21 protein-coding genes are annotated in these 21,984 nt (G+C 68.8%); 14 read left to right on the top strand and 7 right to left on the bottom strand.

Going from position 1 to position 21,984, the window contains the following annotated elements; all coding sequences use genetic code 11:
• Positions 1 to 44 precede the first annotated feature (44 nt).
• From trpB to CAL15_RS16895, 4 genes are all read left to right on the top strand, one after another.
• The gene (trpB, locus tag CAL15_RS16910) at positions 45 to 1,247 is read left to right on the top strand and encodes a tryptophan synthase subunit beta (protein WP_157666679.1); all 1,203 of its coding nucleotides are present in this window, start codon (positions 45 to 47) and stop codon (positions 1,245 to 1,247) included.
• A gap of 10 nt (positions 1,248 to 1,257) precedes the next feature.
• Positions 1,258 to 2,115, top strand: a complete 858-nt coding sequence (trpA, locus tag CAL15_RS16905) for a tryptophan synthase subunit alpha (RefSeq protein WP_086079661.1) — start codon at positions 1,258 to 1,260, stop codon at positions 2,113 to 2,115.
• 41 nt (positions 2,116 to 2,156) lie between these two features.
• Positions 2,157 to 3,032 (top strand): acetyl-CoA carboxylase, carboxyltransferase subunit beta, encoded by an 876-nt coding sequence (gene accD / locus CAL15_RS16900; protein ID WP_086079660.1) that lies wholly within the window; start codon positions 2,157 to 2,159, stop codon positions 3,030 to 3,032.
• Positions 3,033 to 3,217: 185 nt separating this feature from the next.
• A complete protein-coding gene (locus CAL15_RS16895) occupies positions 3,218 to 3,769 on the top strand; it encodes an acyloxyacyl hydrolase (protein ID WP_086079659.1) in 552 nt (183 codons plus the stop codon).
• 69 nt (positions 3,770 to 3,838) lie between these two features.
• Here CAL15_RS16895 and CAL15_RS16890 read toward each other — a convergent pair whose 3' ends face one another.
• Positions 3,839 to 4,780, bottom strand: coding sequence for a DMT family transporter (locus CAL15_RS16890; RefSeq protein ID WP_086079658.1), 942 nt, complete (start codon positions 4,778 to 4,780; stop codon positions 3,839 to 3,841).
• A gap of 2 nt (positions 4,781 to 4,782) precedes the next feature.
• Positions 4,783 to 5,274 (bottom strand): PaaI family thioesterase, encoded by a 492-nt coding sequence (locus CAL15_RS16885; protein ID WP_086079657.1) that lies wholly within the window; start codon positions 5,272 to 5,274, stop codon positions 4,783 to 4,785.
• Between the two features lie 124 nt (positions 5,275 to 5,398).
• Between CAL15_RS16885 and CAL15_RS16880 the strand changes: the two genes are divergently transcribed.
• Positions 5,399 to 6,742 (top strand): aminotransferase-like domain-containing protein, encoded by a 1,344-nt coding sequence (locus CAL15_RS16880; RefSeq protein ID WP_086079656.1) that lies wholly within the window; start codon positions 5,399 to 5,401, stop codon positions 6,740 to 6,742.
• Between the two features lie 12 nt (positions 6,743 to 6,754).
• Here the strand turns inward: CAL15_RS16880 and CAL15_RS16875 are convergent, their stop codons facing one another.
• Entirely contained in the window at positions 6,755 to 7,630 is an 876-nt protein-coding gene (locus CAL15_RS16875) for a LysR family transcriptional regulator (protein WP_086081151.1), read from the bottom strand.
• Between the two features lie 115 nt (positions 7,631 to 7,745).
• On the opposite strand from CAL15_RS16875, the gene CAL15_RS16870 reads away from it, so the two are divergent.
• Complete coding sequence (locus CAL15_RS16870; RefSeq protein ID WP_198299073.1) at positions 7,746 to 9,302, top strand: MFS transporter; 1,557 nt, start codon at positions 7,746 to 7,748, stop codon at positions 9,300 to 9,302.
• Positions 9,303 to 9,403: 101 nt separating this feature from the next.
• Here CAL15_RS16870 and CAL15_RS16865 read toward each other — a convergent pair whose 3' ends face one another.
• Positions 9,404 to 12,520, bottom strand: a complete 3,117-nt coding sequence (locus CAL15_RS16865) for an Rne/Rng family ribonuclease (protein ID WP_086079654.1) — start codon at positions 12,518 to 12,520, stop codon at positions 9,404 to 9,406.
• Positions 12,521 to 13,042: 522 nt separating this feature from the next.
• Between CAL15_RS16865 and CAL15_RS16860 the strand changes: the two genes are divergently transcribed.
• The 4 genes from CAL15_RS16860 (at position 13,043) to msrQ (ending at position 16,541) form a co-directional block, all read left to right on the top strand.
• Positions 13,043 to 14,014, top strand: a complete 972-nt coding sequence (locus tag CAL15_RS16860; RefSeq protein WP_086079653.1) for an RluA family pseudouridine synthase — start codon at positions 13,043 to 13,045, stop codon at positions 14,012 to 14,014.
• A gap of 44 nt (positions 14,015 to 14,058) precedes the next feature.
• The gene (locus CAL15_RS16855) at positions 14,059 to 14,679 is read left to right on the top strand and encodes an HAD-IA family hydrolase (RefSeq protein ID WP_232468245.1); all 621 of its coding nucleotides are present in this window, start codon (positions 14,059 to 14,061) and stop codon (positions 14,677 to 14,679) included.
• Between the two features lie 218 nt (positions 14,680 to 14,897).
• Entirely contained in the window at positions 14,898 to 15,872 is a 975-nt protein-coding gene (msrP, locus tag CAL15_RS16850; protein WP_086079651.1) for a protein-methionine-sulfoxide reductase catalytic subunit MsrP, read from the top strand.
• Positions 15,873 to 15,887: 15 nt separating this feature from the next.
• Positions 15,888 to 16,541 carry a protein-methionine-sulfoxide reductase heme-binding subunit MsrQ gene (msrQ, locus tag CAL15_RS16845; protein WP_086079650.1) on the top strand — a complete coding sequence of 218 codons (654 nt, stop codon included), beginning with the start codon at positions 15,888 to 15,890 and terminating at the stop codon, positions 16,539 to 16,541.
• An 87-nt stretch (positions 16,542 to 16,628) separates the two neighbouring features.
• Here the strand turns inward: msrQ and CAL15_RS16840 are convergent, their stop codons facing one another.
• Genes CAL15_RS16840 through CAL15_RS16830 form a run of 3 tightly spaced genes read right to left on the bottom strand, consistent with a single transcriptional unit; the run spans position 16,629 to position 18,843 of the window.
• Positions 16,629 to 17,420, bottom strand: coding sequence for an N-acetylmuramoyl-L-alanine amidase (locus CAL15_RS16840; protein WP_086081149.1), 792 nt, complete (start codon positions 17,418 to 17,420; stop codon positions 16,629 to 16,631).
• Between the two features lie 14 nt (positions 17,421 to 17,434).
• Positions 17,435 to 18,250, bottom strand: coding sequence for an SAM-dependent methyltransferase (locus CAL15_RS16835; RefSeq protein ID WP_232468002.1), 816 nt, complete (start codon positions 18,248 to 18,250; stop codon positions 17,435 to 17,437).
• Entirely contained in the window at positions 18,247 to 18,843 is a 597-nt protein-coding gene (locus CAL15_RS16830; protein ID WP_086079649.1) for a Maf family nucleotide pyrophosphatase, read from the bottom strand. The genes CAL15_RS16835 and CAL15_RS16830 overlap by 4 nt, the downstream gene beginning before the upstream one ends.
• 218 nt (positions 18,844 to 19,061) lie before the next feature.
• On the opposite strand from CAL15_RS16830, the gene CAL15_RS16825 reads away from it, so the two are divergent.
• The 4 genes from CAL15_RS16825 to CAL15_RS16810 are packed head-to-tail and all read left to right on the top strand — an operon-like array spanning position 19,062 to position 21,967.
• Entirely contained in the window at positions 19,062 to 19,637 is a 576-nt protein-coding gene (locus tag CAL15_RS16825; RefSeq protein WP_086079648.1) for a YceD family protein, read from the top strand.
• A gap of 51 nt (positions 19,638 to 19,688) precedes the next feature.
• Complete coding sequence (gene rpmF / locus CAL15_RS16820) at positions 19,689 to 19,871, top strand: 50S ribosomal protein L32 (protein ID WP_025517921.1); 183 nt, start codon at positions 19,689 to 19,691, stop codon at positions 19,869 to 19,871.
• Positions 19,872 to 19,922: 51 nt separating this feature from the next.
• A complete protein-coding gene (gene plsX, locus CAL15_RS16815) occupies positions 19,923 to 20,981 on the top strand; it encodes a phosphate acyltransferase PlsX (protein WP_086079647.1) in 1,059 nt (352 codons plus the stop codon).
• Positions 20,981 to 21,967, top strand: coding sequence for a beta-ketoacyl-ACP synthase III (locus tag CAL15_RS16810; RefSeq protein ID WP_420042510.1), 987 nt, complete (start codon positions 20,981 to 20,983; stop codon positions 21,965 to 21,967). The genes plsX and CAL15_RS16810 overlap by 1 nt, the downstream gene beginning before the upstream one ends.
• Positions 21,968 to 21,984 lie beyond the last annotated feature (17 nt).

Below are 21,984 nucleotides of genomic sequence, written 5' to 3'. Positions count from 1 at the left end.
TGAAAAAAGCCGCGGAAGAACCCCGGAGAGACCCGGAGATTTACTTGGTAAAACCTTACGACCTACCGGATGCCCAAGGCCATTTCGGCCCCTACGGCGGCGTGTTCGTGGCGGAAACGCTGATGCACGCGCTGGACGAATTGCGCAACGCCTACGACCAGAGCCGTGTCGATCCGGCCTTTCTCGAGGCGTTCAACTATGAACTCAAGCACTTCGTCGGCCGTCCCAGCCCGGTCTACCATGCCCGCCGCTGGTCCGAAGAACTGGGCGGCGCCCAGATCTGGTTCAAGCGCGAAGACCTGAACCACACCGGCGCGCACAAGGTCAACAACTGCATCGGCCAGGCCCTGCTGGCGCGCCGCATGGGCAAGCCGCGGGTCATCGCCGAAACCGGCGCGGGTCAGCACGGCGTGGCCACCGCCACGGTGGCGGCCCGTTACGGCATGGAGTGCGTCGTCTACATGGGCAGCGAAGACGTGCGCCGCCAGGCCTCCAACGTCTATCGCATGAAGCTGCTGGGCGCCACGGTGGTGCCGGTCGAGTCCGGTTCGCGCACGCTGAAGGACGCGCTGAACGAGGCCATGCGCGACTGGGTCACCAACGTCGAGAACACGTTCTACATCATCGGCACGGTAGCCGGTCCGGATCCCTATCCGCGCATGGTCCGCGACTTCCAGACCGTCATCGGCAACGAGTGCCTGGCGCAGATGCCCGAAGAGGCCGGCCGCCAGCCCGACTACGTGGTGGCGGCGGTGGGCGGCGGCTCCAACGCCATCGGCATCTTCCACCCCTACATTCCGTACGAGTCGGTGCGCCTGATCGGGGTCGAGGCCGCGGGCGAGGGCATGGACAGCGGCCGCCATGCGGCCTCGCTGGCCGCGGGCCAGGTGGGCGTGCTGCATGGCAACCGCACCTACGTCATGCAGAATGCCGACGGCCAGGTGCAGGAAACGCATTCCGTGTCCGCCGGACTGGACTATCCGGGCGTGGGCCCCGAGCACGCCTGGCTGAAGGACAGCGCCCGCGCCGAATACGTCGGCATCACCGACGACGAGGCCCTGAAGGCCTTCCACGACTGCTGCCGCATCGAAGGCATCATGCCGGCGCTGGAGTCCTCGCACGCCATCGCGCAGGCCGTGAAGATGGCTCCCACGCTGCCCCGCGACCAGATCATCCTGGTCAACCTGTCGGGCCGCGGCGACAAAGACATGCATACCGTGGCCGAGCGCGCCGGCATCACGTTCTGACCCACGTCCCATGACATCCTCCCCGAAACGCATCGAGACCGCCTTTGCCCGCGTGGCCGAATCCGGCCGCGCCGCCGCGCTGGTGCCCTACATCGCCGCGGGCGATCCCTCTCCCGCCGCCACCGTGCCGCTGATGCACGAACTGGTGCGCGCCGGCGCCGACATCATCGAGCTGGGCGTGCCTTTCTCGGATCCCATGGCCGACGGCCCGGTGATCCAGCGCGCCGCCGAACGGGCCATCGCGCAGGGCATGGGCCTGTCGGGCGTGCTCGCCCAGGTTCGCGCTTTTCGCATCGACGATCCCGTTACGCCCGTGGTGCTGATGGGCTACGCCAACCCCATCGAGCGCATGGGTCAGCAGGCCTTCGTGGAACGCGCGGCCGAGGCCGGCGTGGACGGCGTGCTGGTGGTCGATTACCCGCCCGAGGAAATCGACGCGTTCGCCGCCGCGCTGGACAAGGCGGGCATCTGCCCGATCTTCCTGCTGGCGCCCACGTCGACCGAGGCGCGCATCCAGGCCGTGGCGCGCGTGGCGCGCGGCTATGTGTATTACGTGTCGCTCAAGGGCGTCACGGGGGCATCCAGCCTGAACACCGACGACGTGGCGCAGCGCCTGGCGCTGATACGCCGCCACGTCAGCATTCCGGTGGGCGTGGGCTTCGGCATCCGCGATGCCGAGAGCGCGGTGCGCGTGGCGCGCCATGCCGATGCCGTGGTCATCGGCAGCAAGCTGATCCAGACCATCGAAGAGGCCGTGGCCGGCGCCGCGCCGGAACAACAGACCCAGGCGGCCGTGGCCGCAGCGGGCCAGTGGCTGCGCACCATCCGCGCCGCCCTTGACCAGACCCAACACGACGCCGCCGCCTGAGCGGCGCGGCGCAAGCTTTCCCCAACGGGACGACGACAATTATGAGCTGGATCGAAAAACTCCTGCCGCCTCGCATCAACAAGAGCGGCGACAGTGGCCAACGCCGCGTGCCCGAAGGGCTGTGGGTGAAATGCCCTTCGTGCGAATCGGTGCTGTACAGCGAAGACCTCGCGGCCAACCTGCACGTGTGCCCGAAGTGCGATCATCACATGCGCATCGGATCGCGGGCGCGCATCGACTCGCTGCTCGACCTCGAGGGCCGCGTCGAGATCGGTTCCAACACGCGCTCCATGGATCCGCTGAAGTTCAAGGACTCGCGCAAGTACCCCGACCGCCTCAGCGAAGCCGTCAAGCAAACTGGTGAGACGGACGCGCTGGTGGTGGTCAGCGGCTCGGTGCGCGGCGTGCCCGCGGTGCTGGCCTGCTTCGAGTTCGAATTCATGGGCGGCTCGATGGGGTCGGTGGTGGGCGAGCGCTTCGCGCGCGGCGTGCAGGCCGCCATCGACAATCGCACCGGTTTCATCTGCGTGGCGGCCTCGGGCGGCGCGCGCATGCAGGAAAGTCTGCTGTCGCTGATGCAGATGGCCAAGACCAACGCCATGCTCACGCGCCTGTCGGCCGCGGGCCTGCCTTTCATCAGCGTGCTGACCGATCCCACCATGGGCGGCGTGTCGGCCAGCTTCGCCTTCATGGGCGACGTGGTCATCGCCGAACCGAAGGCGCTGATCGGCTTCGCCGGTCCCCGCGTCATCGAGCAGACCGTGCGCGAGAAGCTGCCCGAAGGCTTTCAGCGCTCCGAGTTCCTGCTGCAGAAGGGCGCCATCGACATGGTCATCGACCGCCGCCAGCTGCGCGAGGAAATCGCGCGCCTGCTGGCCCTGCTGGGCCGCCAGCCGGCCGACGCCGTCGCCGCCTGACGACGCGTTCCGCTCCGAGGGCGCTCGGCCATTTTTCCAGCCACGGAAAGATGACCGGGCATTGCACCGCGCCCCGACGATTTTGAACACACATGTTGCTGATTCAAGACAATCGTCCCCCTTTTGGGGGACGGTTTTCTGCTATGGTTGAGCGCGTGTCGTTACATCTCGGTTATGGAGCTTCCATGAACAGCAGCAACAAGAAAAAAACCCTGTCGGGGCTGGCCGCATTGGCGCTGGCGTGCGCTGCCTTCGCAACGCAGGCGCAGTCCCAGGAGGGAACGCAAGGCGGGGTGGGTCTGCATTATGGCGTGGGTGATCATTACCAGCGTCTTACGCTGCAGTACGAAACCCCCTCGGTATGGACCTACAATTTCGGCGGCAATTGGGGCCGCCTCGACCTGACGCCTGAGTTCGGCGCGTCGTATTGGTGGGCCGACGGCGACCGGTCGCCCAGCAGCATCTGGCAGGCGAGCGCCATCCCGATGTTCCGCTGGTGGACGGGCGAGCGCTTCTACCTCGAGGCCGGCATCGGCGCCACGGTGTTCTCGCGCACCACCTTCGCCGACAAGACCATCAGCACCGCCTTCCAGTTCGGCGACCACGTCGGCATGGGCTTCCTGCTGAACCAGAACAGCCGCATCGGCCTGCGCTATTCCCACTTCTCCAACGCCAGCATCAAGCGTCCCAATCCCGGCTTGAACGTGCTGCAGCTGACGTACCTGTACCAGTTCTGATCGCGCCGTCCCGCGGCCCCTGCCGCCGGCATGGGTATCTGGAACCCGCCTTTTTCAGGGCGGGTTTTTTCATGGCCCGTTGGTTCGACGCTCCGTACGCAACATGGGGACCGCCGCGCTGGCGCGCAAGGCGATCGCCATCCCCGCCGTGACGGCCGCGACGCCGGCCCAGGCCAGTGCCGTGGGGCGCTCTTCCAGCAGCCACACCGCGCCCAGCGTGGTCAGGCACGGCACGGCGGCGGTGTACAGCGCCGTCGCCTGCGCGCCCAGCGCGGCCACCGCACGGGTGTAGGCCAGCAGGGACACCACGCCCACCAGCACGCCCTGGAACAGGGCCTGCAGCGCGATGTCCGGCCAGCCCGCCGCCGCCATCGCAGGGCCGGGCAGCAGCAGGTACACAGGCAGGAAGCACGCCAGCGAGCAGGGCGCCACGATAGCGGCGGCATGCAGGGGCGTCACGGCCAGGCGCTGGGCCAGCAACCCATAGGCCGCCCAGCACAGCGCGGCCAGCATCAGCGCCACGTCGCCCAGGTACTGGCCCGGCGTCGCGCCGCGAAAGCTGTCCCAGGTGATGGCGCCCATGCCGAGCAGGATCAGCGCCAGCCCGATCCGTCGCACGGGACCCGCGCGCTGTCCGGCGGCTACGCGCAGCAGCAGGAATGTGAACAGCGGGATCGTGCCGTGCAACAGCACGCCGCCGTGGCTGGCTGGCGCCAGCCTGAAGCCCAGGTACGCGAACGAGGCGAAGCCCAGCCCGCCGGTGAAAGCCAACAGGGCCGCCTGGCTCGGCCGCAGGTGGCCCAGGCCGAATCGCGCCAGCAGCGGCAGCAGCAGCAGTCCGGCCACGCCGAAGCGCAGCATGGCGATGTCGGGCAGCGTCAGCGCGGTGCGCGTGAAACCCAGGCGCGACACCAGCGTGAAGCCGGAGAACAGCATGACGGCAAGCGCGGCGCACGCCATGCCGTCCATGCGGCCCGGGCCGGCGGACGCCGTATGCGTGGAGGGCGGCATGCTCAGCGGCCCTCGGCGTGCTGGCCTCGCAGGGTCATGACGGCGCTGGTGACGCTGGCCACGGGTCTGCCGTCCTCGCGTTCGATGTCGCACAGGTAATGGCTGATGGTCCGGCCGCGATGCGTCGCGCGTGCGTGTGCACGCAGCCGCGATTGCCATACCGGACGCAGGAACGTGGCACGCAGGTCGATGCTGGTGAAGCTCTCCTCGGGCGCCATCAGCGTCGAATGCGCGGTGCCGATGGCCGCGTCGGCCAGCTCGCACAGCAGGCCGCCGTGCACGGTGCCCTGCTGGTTGCCGTGGCGCAGCGCGTCCGCATCGAATTCGACCACCGCCGTGGCCTCGCCGATCTGGACGATGCGAAAGCCCAGCAGCTGCGAGATCGCGGTGGGGTAGCGCATGTGGGTGGTGTCGTCAGGATGCAGGCTGCCGGCCAGCTGGCGGCTGAGATACTCGAGGACGGGCAGGGCGCGCGCGTGGGTCTTGATCGTCATGGCGGGACCTTTGTTCGGGGCTTTCAAATGACCGATGCGGGCGCGTTTGCATGCGGTCCGGACTTACGTGCCGCAGCTTAATTCCGTAGACTAGGACAATCAAAAAATTGTCCTAGATACACGCATGCAGACGTCTTCCGTGATGGCGCTCGCCGACACCCTGGCCGCCGACATCCGCAGCGGCAGGCTGCCCCCTGGCGCCATGTTGCCCACCCACCGGCAGTTGGCTGCTCGGCATGGGGTCGCGCTGGCCTCGGCCAGCAAGGTGTATGCGCTGCTCAAGGCGCAGGGCCTGGTGGTGGGCGAGACCGGCCGCGGCACGTTCGTGCGCGACCGCCCGGCGCAGCAGCGCGGCTGGGACAGCGCGGACGAGGCCCGCCTGAATGCCGGCACGGCCGACCTGTCCTTCAATCATCCGTCCTTGCCGGGCCAGGCGCAGTTGCTGCGGGCCATGCTGCGCAAGCTGGCGTCTGCCGGCGACCTCGCCGCCCTCATGCAGCAGCAGCCGCCCGGCGGGCGCGCCCACGAGCGCCGCATCGTGGCCCGCTTCGTGCAGGCGGCGCGGGGCGTGCCCGCGACGGCGGACCGCACGTTCCTGGTGAACGGCGCGCAGCAGGGCCTGTACATCGCGGCCCGCGCCATGCTGTCGCCCGGCGACGCGGTGGCCGTCGACGCGTTGACCTATCCCGGCTTCAAGATGCTGGCGCAGGCGCAGGACCTGGCGCTGCGCCCGGTGCCGTGCCGGCCGGACGGGCCGGACCTGGACGCGCTGCAGGCCCTGTGCCGCACCGGCAGGATCCGCGCCATCTACGCCATGCCCACCCTGCACAACCCGCTGGGCTGGATACTGGACGCCGGCCAGCGGGACCGGCTGGTGGAGATTGCGCGCCGCCATGACTGCCTGCTGATCGAAGACGCGGCCTATGCCTACCTGGCCGCCGACGCGCCGCCGGCGCTGGCCGCGCTGGCCCCCGAGCGCACGCTGTACGTGTCCAGCGTGTCGAAGAGTCTGGCCACCGGTCTGCGCTTCGGCTACATGGTGGTCCCCGAGGATTGCGCCACCGCGGTCAAGGCGCACATCCGTGCCAGCCACTGGAGCCTGCCGAGCGTGGTCACCGCCATGGCCACGCGCTGGATCGAGGACGGCACGGTGGCGCGCCTGGAGGCGGCGCATCGGCGCGACGCGCGCCGCAGGCAGGCGGTGGCGCGCGGCGTGTTCGCGGGCATGGGCCTGGTGGCCAATCCCTCCGCGCTGTTCGTGTGGCTGACCCTGCCCGCCGAACTGCGTATGGACCGTATCGCAGCGGCCCTGGCGGCGCGCAACATCGCTGTCTCGAAGGCCGAAGCCTATGCGGCCACGCGCCATGCGCCGCACGCGCTGCGGCTGGGGCTCAGCTCTGTTCCGTTCGAGCAGTTGAAGCCCGTGCTGGCGCAGGTGCGCGAGACCATCGAGCGGTTTCCGGTATAGGGCGGGGGTGCGTCACGCCGCTTCGGCCTGCCGGGGCGTGCGATGCTCGCGGAACGCGGCGGCGAGGGTGCGCAGGGCGTCGCGAGATCGCGGGTCGGTCAGCGTGGAGTGCATCATGATGCGTGAGGACGGCAGGGCGGGCAGCCCCAGGCGTTGACTGACTTCGAGGGTGTCGGGCGGTGCCAGGCGGCACGAGAACGCCGCCACCGCCAGGCCGGCCGACACGGCTGCCACCACCGCCGCATGGCCGCCGCCCACGAAGACTTCGGTCCACGGGATGCCCGCGTCCAGCAGCGCGCGCGTGGCAATGTCGCGCACCCGGCAGCAAGGGGCGAGCGCCGCGAGACGCAAGGGTTTCTCGGGCTGCTGGTGGAAACAGGGCGCCGCGAACCAGCCGAAGTGCTCCGGGCCCAGGTCTTCGCCATCGCGGCGATCGTCTTCCTGGCGGACGATGACGGCATCCAGTTCGCCGCCGTCATACGCGTCGAGCAGGCTGGTCGAGCTTTCGAGGCGCACCTCGATGGTCAGCGCGGGGTCGCGTTCGTTCAGGCGTGCCAGCACCATGGGAAATTCCGCCCCGGCCACGTACTCGGCGATGCCCAGGCGAAAGCGCCGGCACGGCGCCGACAGCGTGGCCACCGCGCGATCATGCGCGGCCAGGAATTCCCGCGCGGCGTTGATGAAGACGGCCCCGGGAGCGGACAGCCGCACCTGCCGGGGCGTGCGTTCGATCAGTCTGCTGCCCAGGCGGTCTTCCAGCCGCTTCAGCTTCACGCTGATGGCGCCCTGCGTGGTGCCCAGCGCGTCCGCCGCCTTGGTGAAGCTCTGGAAGTCGGCGATGGCGACGAACGCCTGCACCGATTCGATGTCCAGCACGGGTCTGTTCATGGTCATCACGAATTGTTGTCTCTGATATGTCCGAGCATATCATTGATGAATGACTTGCCCCTTCCTATCATGCCTACGGCGCTGTCCGCGCCGGTGCAATCCTGGGAGGTACTACGTGGAGTCGTCTTCGACACGGCGGGGGGCATACGCCCTGGCGGCCGTCTGCCTGTCCGCATCGATGCTGGGGCTGGAGATATCCAGCGTTCCGCCGATCCTGTCCACCATCGAGCACGTCATGGGGGCCAGCTTCCGGCAGCTGCAGTGGGTCATGGCGGCGTACACCATCGCCATGACGACGATCCTGATGGCGGTCGGCACGCTGGCCGACCGCCATGGCCGCAAGCGGGTGTTCAACGTCGGCATCGCGGCCTTCGGGGCGACGTCGCTGGTGTGCGGCGCGACCGACAGCGCTTCCGTCCTGATCGTGGCGCGTTTCCTCCAGGGGCTGAGCGGCGCGATGATGCTGATATGCCAGATCGCGATCCTGTCCAATCAGTTCCGCCAGGGGCCGGCACGTGCCCGGGCCTTCGCGTGGTGGGGCATCGTGTTCGGCGCCGGGCTGGGGTTCGGCCCTGTCGTGGGCGGCATTATCCTGGCCGTGGCCAGCTGGCAGTGGGTGTTCCTGGTGCACCTCGTGCTGGCGGCCGTTACCCTGGCGCTGAGCCATATGGGCGTGGAGGAATCGCGCGATCCCGACGCCACCCATCTCGACGTCGCGGGCATCGCCACGCTGTCGCTGTCCGTGTTCTGTCTGGTGCTGTTCGTCACGCAGGCCCCCGTGCTGGGCTTCGCCAGCCCGGCGGCGCTCGGCATCATCGGGCTGTCGATGGCCGGTTTCGTCGCGTTCGTCTTCGCCGAGCGGGCCAGCCGGCGGCCCATGATCGAATTTTCGGTCTTTCGCGTGCGGAACTTCTCCGGCGCCTTGCTGGGCTCGATGGGGCAGAACTTCAGCTTCTGGCCTTTCATCGTCTATCTGCCGATCTATTTCCAGGCTGGCCTGGGCTACGACAGCGTGCATACCGGGCTCGCCCTGCTGGCATACACCTTGCCCACGCTGTTCGTCCCGCCTCTGGCCGAGCGGCTGTCCCTGCGTTGGCACCCCGGGGTGGTGATTCCGCTGGGGCTGTCGTTCATCGGCCTGGGCTTCGTGCTGATGCGCATCGGCAGCGCCGCGTCCCAGCCGGGCTGGCTGATGCTGCCGGGCTGCGTGCTAGCGGGTATCGGCCTGGGGCTGGTCAACACCACCAGCACCAACACGATCACTGCCGCGGTGCCGGCCTCGCGCGCCGGCATGGCCTCGGGCGCCGACACCAGCGCGCGGATGATCTCGCTGGCCTTCAACATCGCGGTGATGGGCCTCGTGCTGGTGGAAGGAATCATGGCGTGCCTGGGCGACGTGCATGGCGCGGCCCGCGGCGCGGCGCTGCGCCGCTATGCCGAAGTGATCGCGTCCGGCAACGTATCCGTGCGGAATGGCGGGGCGGACCTGCTGGCCCACGTGGCCTCTCCGGCCGATGCGGTGCATGCCGCCCTGGTGTCGGGCTTCGGCTGGGTGATGGTGTACGGGGCGGCCAGCGCCTTCGTGCTGGCCATCGCCAGCTACCTTGTTTTCTCACCCGGCCTGGGAAAGACGCGTTGCCCGGACCTGCCGCGGGAGGGTCGGTCGGCCTGAAACGCTGTCCAGGCGCAGCACTGGTCGCGGGCTGGATGCTCACCCGAAAAAAAGCCCGTCGATCCTCTCGACGGGCTTTTTGCCTTGTGGTGTCGCGCGGCTTAGCGGCGGGTTTCCACCTGCTGCAGCGGCGCGGAGGACACCGGCGGCACAGGCTTGCGCTCGCGGCCGAGGCGCACGGGCGTAGCGGAGGCGGCGATGCGCTGCTGGGTCTGCGCGTGGCGCTCGGGGTCGGTTTCGACCCACGTCAGGCCGGCGGCGTTGACGATCGCATGCAGGCCCTGCGTGGTGGCGGCCGGCGCGGCGGGCGCGACGGAGATGGGCGCCTGGGCCGCAGGCGGCTGCGGAGCGGCGGCCGGGGCTGCCGGGGGCGCCATGGTCGCGGCGGGCGCCGGGGCCGGAGCCGATTGGACCGGAGCGGCCAGCGGGGCTGGCTCTTCGGCCGGGGCAGGGGCTTCGGCAGCACTGGTCTCGGTGACCGGGGCCGGTTCGGCGGCCTGCACGGGCGTGGGCGCAGCGGACTGCTCGACCGGCGCGGCGGGTTGCGCCGTCCAGGGCGCGGCCGGGGTGGCCGGTTCGGCCGGGGCCTGCTCGGACTGCGCCGGCTCGGCCGTCACGGCCGGCTGGGCCTCGACGACCGGCTCGACGGGCGCCTGCGGAGCGGACGGCTGGACCGCGGCGGCCTGCGGGGCGGGTGTGGCAGCCTGCACGGCGGCGGCGTACGTCGGCGCCTCGGTCGAAGCGGGCGAAGCCGGCTCGGTTTCGGCCGCGACGTCCTGCAGCGCTTCCTGGGCGTCCTGCGCCAGGGCGTCGCCGTCCTGGCCTTCGCCGGCCAGTGCCGACGCTTCGTCGGCGCCGCGGCGGCCGCGACGGCTGCGACGGCGACGGCGCTTGCGCTCGGGATCGGCGCCGGCTTCGGCGCCTTCGCCTTCGGCGACCACACCGTCGGCCTGCACGTCCTCGGCATCCTCGAGGTCAACAGCCTTGTCGCGGGGCTCGGCCGGCACATTGGCGGGCGTGGCCCGCTGTTCGGCCGGCAGGGCCGATGCGACGGTCTCGGCCAGGGCTGCGACCATGTTTTCCTGGTCGCTCAGCGCGCCTTGCGGAGCGCCTTCCTCGCGACGTCCGCGTCCGCGGCGGCCACGGCCGCGGCGGGTGCCGGCGGCGGCGTCGTCGCCTTCGGCGGCGGGCGCCGGGGCGCGCTCGGGACGGGCGGCGGCGACCGGCGCGGCGGCTTCGCGCTCGCGTTCACGCTCGGGACGCTGCGGACGGTCGGTGCGCTCTTCGCCGCGGCGACCGCCGCGACGGTTGCCGCCGAGTTCGGCGTCGCCAGCCTCGCCTCGGCCTTCGCCGCGACGGCCGCGATTGCGGTCGGAACCATGGCGTTCGCCGCGGCGTTCCTGGCCGTCATGGCCGCGGCGGCCACGGCTGGAGCCGGAGGTGCCGCGACGGGTCTCTTCCTGCGGTTCGGCGGCGGGCGCGGCGGCCGGTGCGGCGGTCGTGCCGCTGAGCCAGTTCGTCAGGCGCTTGAACCAGCCGCCCAGACCGGCCGTGGCCGCTGGAGCGGGCTGCGGCGCGACGGCAGGCGCGGGAGCGGGGGTGGAAATGGGGGCAGGTTGCGACGGCGTAATGCCCTTGACCAGGGCTTCGGGCTTGGCCTTGGCTTCCTGTTCACGGGGCGCCCAGGCCAAGTCGGTGGCGGGGGCCTGGGCCAGTTCGAAACTGGTCCTGGCCTCTTCCAGACGCGGGTCGTCGTGGCGCAGGCGCTCGATGTGGTGGTGCGGGGTTTCCAGGTGCTTGTTGGGAATGAGCACCAGGTTGACCTTCAGGCGGGCTTCCATCTTGGCGATGTCGGCGCGCTTTTCGTTCAGCAGGAAAGTGGCCACTTCCACAGGCACCTGGGCGTGCACCGCCGCGGTGTTCTCCTTCATGGCTTCTTCCTGCAGCAGGCGCAGCACGTGCAGGGCGCTGGATTCCGCGTCGCGGATCACGCCGGTGCCGTTGCAGCGCGGGCAGGTGATGTGCGAACCCTCGTTAAGGGCCGGACGCAGGCGCTGGCGGGACAGCTCCATCAGGCCGAAGCGCGAGATCTTGCCCATCTGCACGCGGGCGCGATCGAAATGCAGGGCATCGCGCAGGCGCTGTTCGACCGCGCGCTGGTTCTTTCCCTCTTCCATGTCGATGAAGTCGATGACGATCAGGCCGCCCAGGTCGCGCAGGCGCAACTGGCGGGCCACTTCGTCGGCCGCTTCCAGGTTGGTGCGCAGCGCGGTTTCCTCGATGTCGGCTCCGCGGGTCGAACGCGCCGAGTTGACGTCCACCGCCACCAGCGCCTCGGTGTGGTCGATTACCACGGCGCCGCCCGAGGGCAGCTGCACGGTGCGCGAGTACGCGGTTTCGATCTGGTGTTCGATCTGGAAGCGCGAGAACAGCGGGATGTCGTCGCGATAGCGCTTCACGCGCTGGACGTTGTCCGGCATCACCACGCTCATGAACGCGGTGGCCTGGTCGGCGATCTCGTCGGTATCGATCAGGATCTCGCCGATTTCAGGCGAGAAGTAGTCGCGGATGGCCCGGATGACCAGGCTGGACTCCAGGTAGATCAGGATGGGCGCGGCGTTGTCGCGGGCGGCGCTGTCGATGGCCGTCCACAGCTGCATCAGGTACGCCATGTCCCATTGCAGTTCCTCGACGCTGCGGCCGATGCCGGCGGTGCGCGCGATGATGCTCATGCCTTGCGGCACGTCGAGCTGCTCCATCGTGTCGCGCAGCTCCTGGCGGTCTTCGCCCTCGACACGGCGCGAAACGCCGCCGCCGCGGGGGTTGTTGGGCATCAGGACCAGATAGCGGCCGGCGAGCGAGATGAACGTGGTGAGGGCGGCGCCCTTGTTGCCGCGTTCTTCCTTCTCGACCTGGACGATGATTTCCTGGCCTTCCTTCAGGGCGTCCTGGATGCGCGCGGTGCGCACGTCGACGCCTTCCTTGAAGTAGCTGCGGGCCACTTCCTTGAACGGCAGGAAGCCGTGGCGTTCTTCGCCGTAGTTGACGAAGCAGGCCTCGAGGCCGGGTTCGATGCGGGTGATGACGCCTTTGTAGATGTTGCCTTTGCGCTGTTCGCGGCCGGCGATCTCGATGTCGAGGTCGATGAGCTTCTGCCCATCGACGATGGCAACGCGCAGTTCTTCCTGGTGCGTTGCATTAAACAGCATGCGCTTCATGAGTGCGATTCTCCAAGTCATGACACGCCGATATCGGCGCGTGACCTCGGATCGCTCGGGCTGCGGACTGAAGCAGGCAAGAAGGCGGACCGTACCCGGGCTGTGGCCCGGGCGTATCCGCGGCGGGTCAGGCGGGCACGTCGTGCCGGACGGCACGAGGTTCTTTCAGCAGGGGGGTCAGGTTCACTGAACGTGGTTGACGGAGAGTTGCTGGGAACGTCAGATGCGGCAAGGCTTGTACCCCCGCACGCACCTGGTGCTTTATTTAATAATGACGGTTCTTGCTGCACTTCAGAGCCACTTGCGGCTGCGGCGTGGCCTGCCAGGAAGGCGGGCATAGAGTGCCACACCACCGTCCGACAGGGCGCGCTTGCACCGGCGACCGAGAGACCCCAGGACTGAACCCGCACGTAGTACTTTGTACAAGTACAATGATGGCCTGCGCGCTCGACGGAGACGCGAACTTGTCTTGCATCTCTACGCCAAGCGGCTGGTTCAGCCCCTTAAGGCTGTCCCGATTATATGTCGCTTTCCGCAATGCGCAAAGAAACTTCAAAGTCCTCCGAACAGCCGGTCGTCCGTCTGGTCGAGGTGGGCGCTGAGCACGACGGGCAGCGCATCGACAACTTCCTGCTGCGCCTGTGCAAAGGCGTTCCCAAAAGCCACATCTACAAGGCCATCCGCGGCGGCGAAGTCCGTGTGAACAAGGGACGTATCAGCGCCGATTATCGTCTGGCCGCGGGAGACACCGTGCGGGTGCCGCCCTTGCGCCTGCCCGACCCCGGTGCGCCGCGTCCGGTGCCGGCGTCCGAATTTCCAGTGGTATACGAAGACGATGCCATGCTGGTCATCGACAAGCCGGCCGGCGTGGCGGTGCATGGCGGCAGCGGGGTGTCGTTCGGCGTCATCGAGCAGTTGCGCGCCGCGCGGCCCGACGCGCGCTTCCTGGAACTCGTGCATCGCCTCGACCGCGAGACCTCCGGCCTGCTGATGGTCGCCAAGAAGCGCAACGCGCTGCTGGCCCTGCACGCCATGCTGCGCGATGGCGGGGGCCGCAAACACTATTACGCGCTGGTGCAGGGCGACTGGGTGAACGATCGTCAGCACATCCGCCTGCCCCTTACCAAATGGACCACCGCCAGCGGCGAGCGCCGGGTGCGGGTCGACACGCGCGACGGCCGTCCGGCCCACACCATCGTCACACTCAAAAGCCGGTATGGCGGCTACAGTCTGGTGGATGCCGAACTGCGCACCGGCCGCACGCACCAGATTCGCGTGCACCTGGCGGCCAGCGGCTTTCCCATTGTGGGCGACGACAAATACGGGACGGACGAGGTGCGGGCCGAATTCGCCCGCCGCGGGTTCGCACGCATGTTCCTGCATGCGCACCGGCTGACCTTGCCGCACCCCCTTACCGGAGCAACCCTGGAACTCGAGGCGCCGCTGCCCAAGGCATGCGTGCAACTCTTGCAGCAACTGGAGACGACGGCTTGAGCAAGCCCTATAAGCTGGTGGTGTTTGACTGGGACGGCACCCTGATGGATTCCACCCACAGCATCGTGGCGGCCATCCAGGGCGCCTGCCGCGACCTGGAACTGCCCGTGCCCTCGGCCTCCGAGGCCAGCTGGGTGATCGGGCTGTCCCTGGAAAGCGCGCTGCGCCGCGCCGTGCCCTCGCTTACCCAGTCCATGGTGCCGCGCTTCCTCGAGCGCTACCGCACGCATTACCTGCTGCGCGATCCCGAACTGCGCCTGTTCGATGGCGTGGCCGAGATGCTGGCTGCGCTGGGCGGAACCGACACGCTGCTGGCGGTAGCCACGGGCAAGAGCCGTGTCGGCCTGGACCGCGCCCTGGCCGCCACCGCCATGCGCGGCGTGTTCGCGGCCACTCGCACCGCCGACGAGACCTTCAGCAAGCCCCATCCCGCCATGCTGCAGGAATTGATGCAGGAACTCGACGTGGCGCCCGAGAACGTCGTCATGATCGGCGACACCTCGCATGACCTGCGCATGGCGGCCAACGCCGGCGTGCACGGGGTGGGCGTCGCCTACGGTGCGCACACCGTCGCCGAATTGCAGAGCTGCGCTCCCCAGGCCGTGGTCAACAGCGTCCTGGAACTGCAGCAATGGCTGATGCCGCGTTCGGGCGCGGCACAATGAACCGCTCGCGGGAACGCAATCGCGGCGGCGCTGTCTGACCGGTAGGCGTATACGGCCCGGTGCGGGCGCATCCGGCCGGGCATAGTCGGCGCCGGTGCACGGCGGAGCGATCAAGGCGCAGTCCGTACGTCGCCAGTTGGGCTGCAGGGAATAAACCGGGCCCGTCGGCGTCTACGCAGTCATGGGCGCCGCCGGGCGCCTCCTTTTCGGGATCCGCCATGCTGATACGCAAACCCGCCGATATTCTTCCCTCCGAGATCACTCCCGAACCGGTCTGGCGCGAGCGCCGGGCCTGGATGGCGCGCGCGGGAGCTCTCGCCGCGGCAGCCGGCATGGGGGCTATCTGGACTCCCGGCGGCGCGCGCGCCGAAGAGGCCGAAGGCGCCGCGCTGCCTGCCACGTCCAATCCGGCGTACGCGCTGATGGACAAGCAGACCTCGTTCAAGGACATCACCACCTACAACAACTACTACGAGTTCGGCCTGGACAAGTCCGACCCCGCCGAGTACGCCAACAAGCTGAAGACTCGTCCGTGGACGGTCAGCGTCGAGGGAGCGGCGGGCAAGCCTCGCACCTTCGGCATCGACGAGCTGCTCAAGCTCGCGCCCATGGAAGAGCGCATCTACCGCCTGCGCTGCGTCGAGGGCTGGTCCATGGTCATACCGTGGGTGGGCTATTCGCTGTCCAACCTGCTCAAGCAGGTCGATCCCACGGGCAGCGCCAAGTTCGTCGAGTTCGTCACGGTGGTGCAGCGCGAGGCGATGCCCGGCGTGCGCGCGGGTGTGCTCGACTGGCCCTACGTCGAGGCGCTGCGCATCGACGAGGCCATGCACCCTCTGACCATGCTGGTGTTCGGCCTGTACGGCAAGGTGCTGCCCAATCAGAACGGGGCGCCGTTGCGCCTGGCCGTGCCCTGGAAGTACGGTTTCAAGTCGGCCAAGTCGCTGGTGGCCATCCGGCTGGTCGAGAAGCAGCCCGCCAGTTCCTGGATGAAGGCCGCCCCGCACGAGTACGGCTTCTACGCCAACGTGAACCCCGGCGTGTCGCACCCGCGCTGGAGCCAGGCCACCGAACGGCGCATCGGCGACGGCGGGGGTTTCTTCGCGCCCAAGCACAAGACGCTGATGTTCAACGGCTACGGCGACCAGGTGGCATCGCTGTACACAGGGCTGGACCTGCGCGCCAACTACTGAGCCGGCGCCGCGACCATGAAGGAATCCGCCAAGTTGTCATCGGGCCGCGCGCCCGCGCGTCCGTCGCTGGGCGCCCGCGCCGTGGGCAGGATGAAGCCCTTCCTGTTCGTGCTGGGGCTGCTGCCTTTCGCTCGCTGGATCTGGCTGGGCTTCAACGACGGCCTGACGGCCAACCCCGTGGAGTTCCTGACGCGATCGTCGGGCACCTGGACGCTGGTGTGCCTGCTGGTCACCCTGGCCATCACGCCCTTGCGCCGCCTGACGGGCCAGCCCGCGCTGGTGCGGCTGCGCCGTATGTGCGGGCTGTTCGCCTTCTTCTACGGCCTGCTGCACTTCATTGCCTGGGTATGGTGGGACCGCGGCCTGGATCCTGCGGCCATGCTCCAGGACGTGGGCGAACGTCCCTTCATCACCGTGGGCTTTGCCGCCTTCGTGCTGATGAGCGCGCTGGCGGCCACCTCCACGCAATGGGCCATGCGGCGCATGGGGAGGCGCTGGCAGGCGCTGCATCGTGCCGTATACCTGATCGGCCTGCTGGCGATCCTGCACTACTGGTGGCACAAGGCGGGCAAGAACGACTTCGAAGAACCGCTGATCTATGGCGCGGTGCTGGCGCTGCTGCTGGGGTGGCGCGTGGCGGCGCGCCTGCGCAGGGGCAGCGCGGCCTGAACCCGGGCCGCCAGGTTTGAGCAGCGGCGCCGCGCCGGGGCATGGGCGGCACGATCGCCCTTGGCCGCGGCGCCCGGGTTCGCGCCGCTACGGCATGGCCAGCATGATGGCCGCGGTTTCGGCATCCGGCGTGCCGTCATGAATCGCCGGGCGATAGTGCATCTGGAAAGCGGCCAGCACATTGCGCGTGGGCCGCTCCAGCAGGCCGTCCTGCGGGCACTCGTAGCCCAGCCGCTTCAGTTGCTGCTGGAACCACAGCACTTCGGGCAGAGGCTGGCCCTGCAAGCGCGCCAGATGTGCCGCCGCGCCCGCCTCGTCATACCAGCGGCCGATGCCGGCCTGCGCCAGCTCGCGCCACGGAAACAGCGGGCCCGGATCCAACTTGCGCTGGGGCGCCACGTCGCTGTGCCCCACCACGTTCTGCGGCTCGATGCCGTGGCGCTCGATGAGGTTGCGCAGCAGCGGAATCAGGGCATGGATCTGCGCGGGCGCATACGGCTGCCACTGCCGGCCGGCCGCGCCATCCGTCCAGCCGTTGTTGACGATCTCTATGCCTATGGACGTGGCGTTGATCGAGGGCTGGCCGTACCAGCCGCTGGGTCCGGCATGCCAGGCGCTGCGATTTTCGGATACCAGCCGGTAGATGCGGGGCGTGGAGGCGTCGGTGATCAGGTAATGCGAACTGACCCCGCCCTGCGACAGCAGCTTCAGGGACCGCTCCTGCGTGGTGGAGGTGTAGTGCAGCACGACGTGGCGCACGCGGCTTCCATGGCTGACGGCCTGGACCGAGGTGTCGATGTCCAGGCCGGTAGGGTCGCGCGTGGCGCAACCGGCCAGCATCGACAGCAGCAGCACGAGGGCGAGAACGGAACGGCGCATCATGGCGATGATCCTCAACGCGCCAGGAACAGGAACAGGGTGGGCTTCTTGTCGAGATCCGGAGCGGGCTGGTGCTGCCACTCGGCCACGGTGCGGGTCTGGACCCATTCGTCGGCCGTGGTGAGGCTGCGCGCCACGCACAGCCGCGTGTCGCCGCGCAGGGCGCCCAGCAGGGCCTTGTGCATGGCGGCGTTGCGGTATGGGGTTTCGATCAGCATCTGCGTCTGGTTCTGTCTGGCCGAGTGCTGCTCCCAGGCGCGCAGCTGGCGCGTGCGCTCGGCGGGATCGACGGGCGCATACCCATGGAAGGCGAAGCGCTGCCCATCCAGGCCGCTGGCCATCAGGCCAAGCAGCAGTGACGACGGCCCCACCCATGGGCGTACCGCCAGCCCCTGCCGGTGCGCCTCGGCGACTACCTTGGCGCCTGGATCCGCCACGGCCGGGCAGCCCGCTTCGGAGACCAGCCCGATGTCGATGCCTCGGCGCAGCGGCGCCAGCCAGCGGGTGATCTGCGCCGTGTCCGTGTCCGGAGCCAGCGTGTGGATGGTGATTTCCTGCAGCGGCCGCGCCGTGCCGACCAGCTTCAGGAAGGCGCGCGCCGTCTTCGCGTTCTCGGCGATGTAGGTATCCAGCCGGCCGGCCAGTGCGCGCACCTCGGCGGGCAACCATCGCTCCAGCGGGGCGTCGCCCAGCCCGACGGGGATGAGGTGGAGCGCCGCTGGCGTTGCCGCCTCCGCGGGCGCCGGCGCGCCGCCGGGCAGCGATGCCGGCGGGGTGTCCTGGTCGTGCGAGCGGTGAGGATCTTTCTGTGGGTGGCCCGGCTGCGTCATTGAACGTTTCCGGGCTGCAGGGGGTCTATGCCGAAATCGAGCAGCATGCGCGTCAGGGCGATGAGGGGCAGGCCGATGATGGCGGTGGGGTCGTCGCTGTGGATCGCTTCCATCAGGGCGATGCCCAGCCTTTCGGCCTTGGCGCTGCCGGCGGTATCGTACGGTTGCTCGGCGTGCAGATAGGCGTCGATCGCGGCGGATGACAGCGTGCGGAAGCGGCAGCGCGTGACCACATCTTCGCGCAGCACGCGCGTGCCGTCGGTGACCGCCAGGGCGCTGTGAAACTCTACCGTACGACCCGACAGGGCCTGCAGCTGCGCGCGGGCGCGCTCGAAGTCGCCGGGCTTGCCGATGGGGGCGCCGTCCACCGTGGCCACCTGGTCGGAGCCGATCACCACCGCGCCGGGGTGCCGCGACGCGATCGCCCGCGCCTTTTCCTCCGACAGGCGCAAGGCCAGTTCGGCCGGGCCTTCGCCGGGGCGCGGGGTTTCGTCGATGTCGGGTGAGACGGCGGTGTAGGGCAGGCGCAGGCGGGACAGCAGTTCGCGCCGGTAAGGCGAACTGGACGCCAGGATCAGGCTGGTATTGGGCATGCGGTAATTGACGTTGAAGCGTAAGTCACGGTATTATCTAACGTTTTGCGACGTTTTTGCAGGCTGCTGGATGAGGGGAAGGGGATGAAAGCTCGCCCGATGAAGCTGATCCAAGGAAGGCCGACCCAGGGGAAGCTGACCCGAGGGAAACTGCGCCAAGGGAAGCTGACCCAAGGGAAGCTGACCCAAGGGAAGCTGACCCAAGGAAGGCTGATCCGATGAACGCTCACTTCGACCCCCGCCGCGTCGACGCCTACGCCCTGGCCAGCCAGGGCCGGCAGTTGGAGGGTAGCATTGCGCTTGCGCGCCTGTCGCGCCTGGTGGACGGCCTGCCCGAGCAGGCGGCCGGCGAGGCGGGTCTGGCGCATTGGCAGGTGCAGGGCGCCATCGGCCGGGGCACCGGCAAGACGGGCGTCATCGGCGGGCAGCCGCTACTGCATCTGCGCGTGCAGGCCGACCTGACGCTCGAGTGCCAGCGCTGCGGCGAGCTGTTCACCTATCCGGTCGACGCCGCGTGCACTCTGCAATTGGTCGACTCCGAGGAAGACCTCGATGACGACCTCGCGCTGCAAGACGAAGATTCCACCGAGGACTACCCCGACAAGGTGGTGGGTTCGCGGCAATTCGACCTGTTGGCCCAGGTCGAGGACGAGCTGATACTGAACGTCCCCTATGTGCCCCGGCATGAAGTCTGCCCGGGTGCGCAGGCCGGAGCCGGCGACGCTTCGCAAGAGCCCGCCATCGAACGCCCATCGCCATTCGCGGTGCTCGAGCAGCTCAAGCGCAAACCGTAGATCAACGCCGGGCCGCATCGCGTACAATGCGGCCCGTTTCTAGGAGTCATCATGGCTGTTCAACAAAACAAGAAGTCCCCGTCCAAGCGCGGCATGCACCGTTCGCACGATTTCCTGGTCAATCCCCCGACCGCCATCGAGCCCAACACCGGTGAAACGCACCTGCGCCACCACATCAGCCCCAACGGTTTCTACCGTGGCCGCAAGGTCCTGAAGACCAAGGCTGACGAATAAAGCCCTGGACGAGTTCGCCCCGGCCCGCCGCTGAGTGCTGATCTCACACCCGTGATACGCATCGCCATAGACTGCATGGGCGGGGACGCCGGTCTGCCCGTCACCATCCCGGCTGCGGTCGAATTCGCCCAGCAGTTTCCGGACACCCGGCTGCTGCTGGTCGGCCTGCCCGACGCGATCGAGGCCGCGCTGGCCGAGCATCGCTCGGCGCCGCGCGATCGCCTGCAAATCGTGCCTGCTTCCGAGGTCGTCCAGATGGACGACCCGGTCGAGGTCGCCCTGCGTCGCAAGAAAGACTCGTCCATGCGTCTGGCCGCCCAGGCGGTAAAGGACGGTCTTGCCGACGCCTGCGTGTCGGCCGGCAATACCGGCGCCTGGATGGCCATCTCGCGCTATGTGCTCAAGACGCTGGACGGCATCGATCGTCCGGCGATCGCCACCTCGCTGCCCAACCAGGCCGGCCGCGCCACCACGGTGCTCGACCTGGGCGCCAATGTCGACTGTACGGCCGACCACCTGCTGCAGTTCGCCATCATGGGCGCCGCGCTGGTGCAGGCGCTCGACCATCGCGACAATCCCACGGTGGGGCTGCTGAACATCGGCGAAGAAGTCATCAAGGGCAACGAGGTCGTCAAGGAAGCGGCCGAGCTGCTGCGCGCCAGCCCGCTCAACTTCTACGGCAACGTCGAAGGCAACGACATCTTCAAGGGCAGTGTCGACGTCGTCGTGTGCGACGGGTTCGTCGGCAACGTGGTGCTCAAGTCGGTCGAGGGGCTGGCGAAGATGCTGTCCAGCGTGATCCGCGAAGAGTTCAAGCGCAACTTCATCACGCTCTTGGCGGGCGCGTTCGCCACGCCGGTGCTCAACCGGCTGCGCCAGCGCGTCGACAATCGGCGCTACAACGGCGCGGCGCTGCTCGGGCTGCGCGGCGTGGTCATCAAGAGCCATGGATCGGCCGACGTCTACGCGTACGGCTTCGCCTTGCAGCGCGCGCGCGAGGCAGTGGCGAGTAAACTGCTGGAGCGCACGGCGCATGCCGTCGCCCAGATCACCATGCGCGTTCAGTCGGGCGACACCGCGCCCGGCGCCGCCGCAGGGGGCACCGCTTGATGAGTAATCCCATGACGTATTCCGCCATCGTCGGCACGGGCGGCTATCTGCCCGAACGCGTCGTCTCCAACGATGAGCTGGCCGCCGAGCTGGCTACCCGCGACATCGCCACGTCGGACGCGTGGATCGTCGAGCGCACCGGCATCCGCCAGCGCCACCTTGCCGAGCGCGGCGTCACCACCAGCCTGCTGGCCACCGAGGCCGCGCGCCGCGCGCTGCAGGATGCCGGCGTCGAACCCGCCGAGGTCGACCTGGTCATCGTCGCCACCTCCACGCCCGACTACGTCTTTCCCAGCACGGCCTGCCTGGTGCAGGCCAATCTGGGCGCCCCGGGCTCGGCCGCGTTCGACGTGCAGGCGGTGTGCAGCGGCTTCGTATATGCGCTCACCACGGCCGACAGCTTCATCCGCGCCGGACGCGCGCGCTGCGCCGTCGTCATCGGCGCCGAAGTGTTCTCGCGCATCCTCGACTGGAACGATCGCGCCACCTGCGTGCTGTTCGGCGACGGCGCCGGCGCCGTGGTGCTCAAGGCCTCGCAAGAGCCGGGCATCATGTCGGCCCAGCTGCACGCCGACGGCAGTCTCACCAAGATCCTGTGCGCCGCCGGCAACGTGGCCTATGGCGACGTCACCGGCGATCCATTCCTGCGCATGGACGGGCAGGCCGTGTTCAAGCAGGCCGTCACCGTGCTCGACCGCTCGGCCCGCGCCGTCTGCGAAGAGGCCGGCGTGTCGGTGCAGGACCTCGACTGGCTAGTGCCGCACCAGGCCAATGTGCGCATCCTCAACTTCCTGGCTCGCAAGCTGGACGTGCCGGTCGAAAAGGTGGTCATCACCGTCGACCAGCATGCCAACACCTCGGCCGCCAGCGTGCCGCTGGCGCTCGACGTGGCGCGCCGCGACGGCCGCGTGCAGCGCGGCCAACTGGTCCTCATGCAAGGCGTGGGGGGCGGTTTCACCTGGGGTTCGGTGCTGGCGCGCATGTAGCCGCCGCACGCCCGTCT

The sequence above is a fragment of the Bordetella genomosp. 13 genome, from assembly GCF_002119665.1.
Lineage (GTDB): Bacteria > Pseudomonadota > Gammaproteobacteria > Burkholderiales > Burkholderiaceae_B > Bordetella.
Note: the sequence above shows the minus strand (reverse complement) of the source record. Positions and strands in the feature narration are given on the sequence as shown.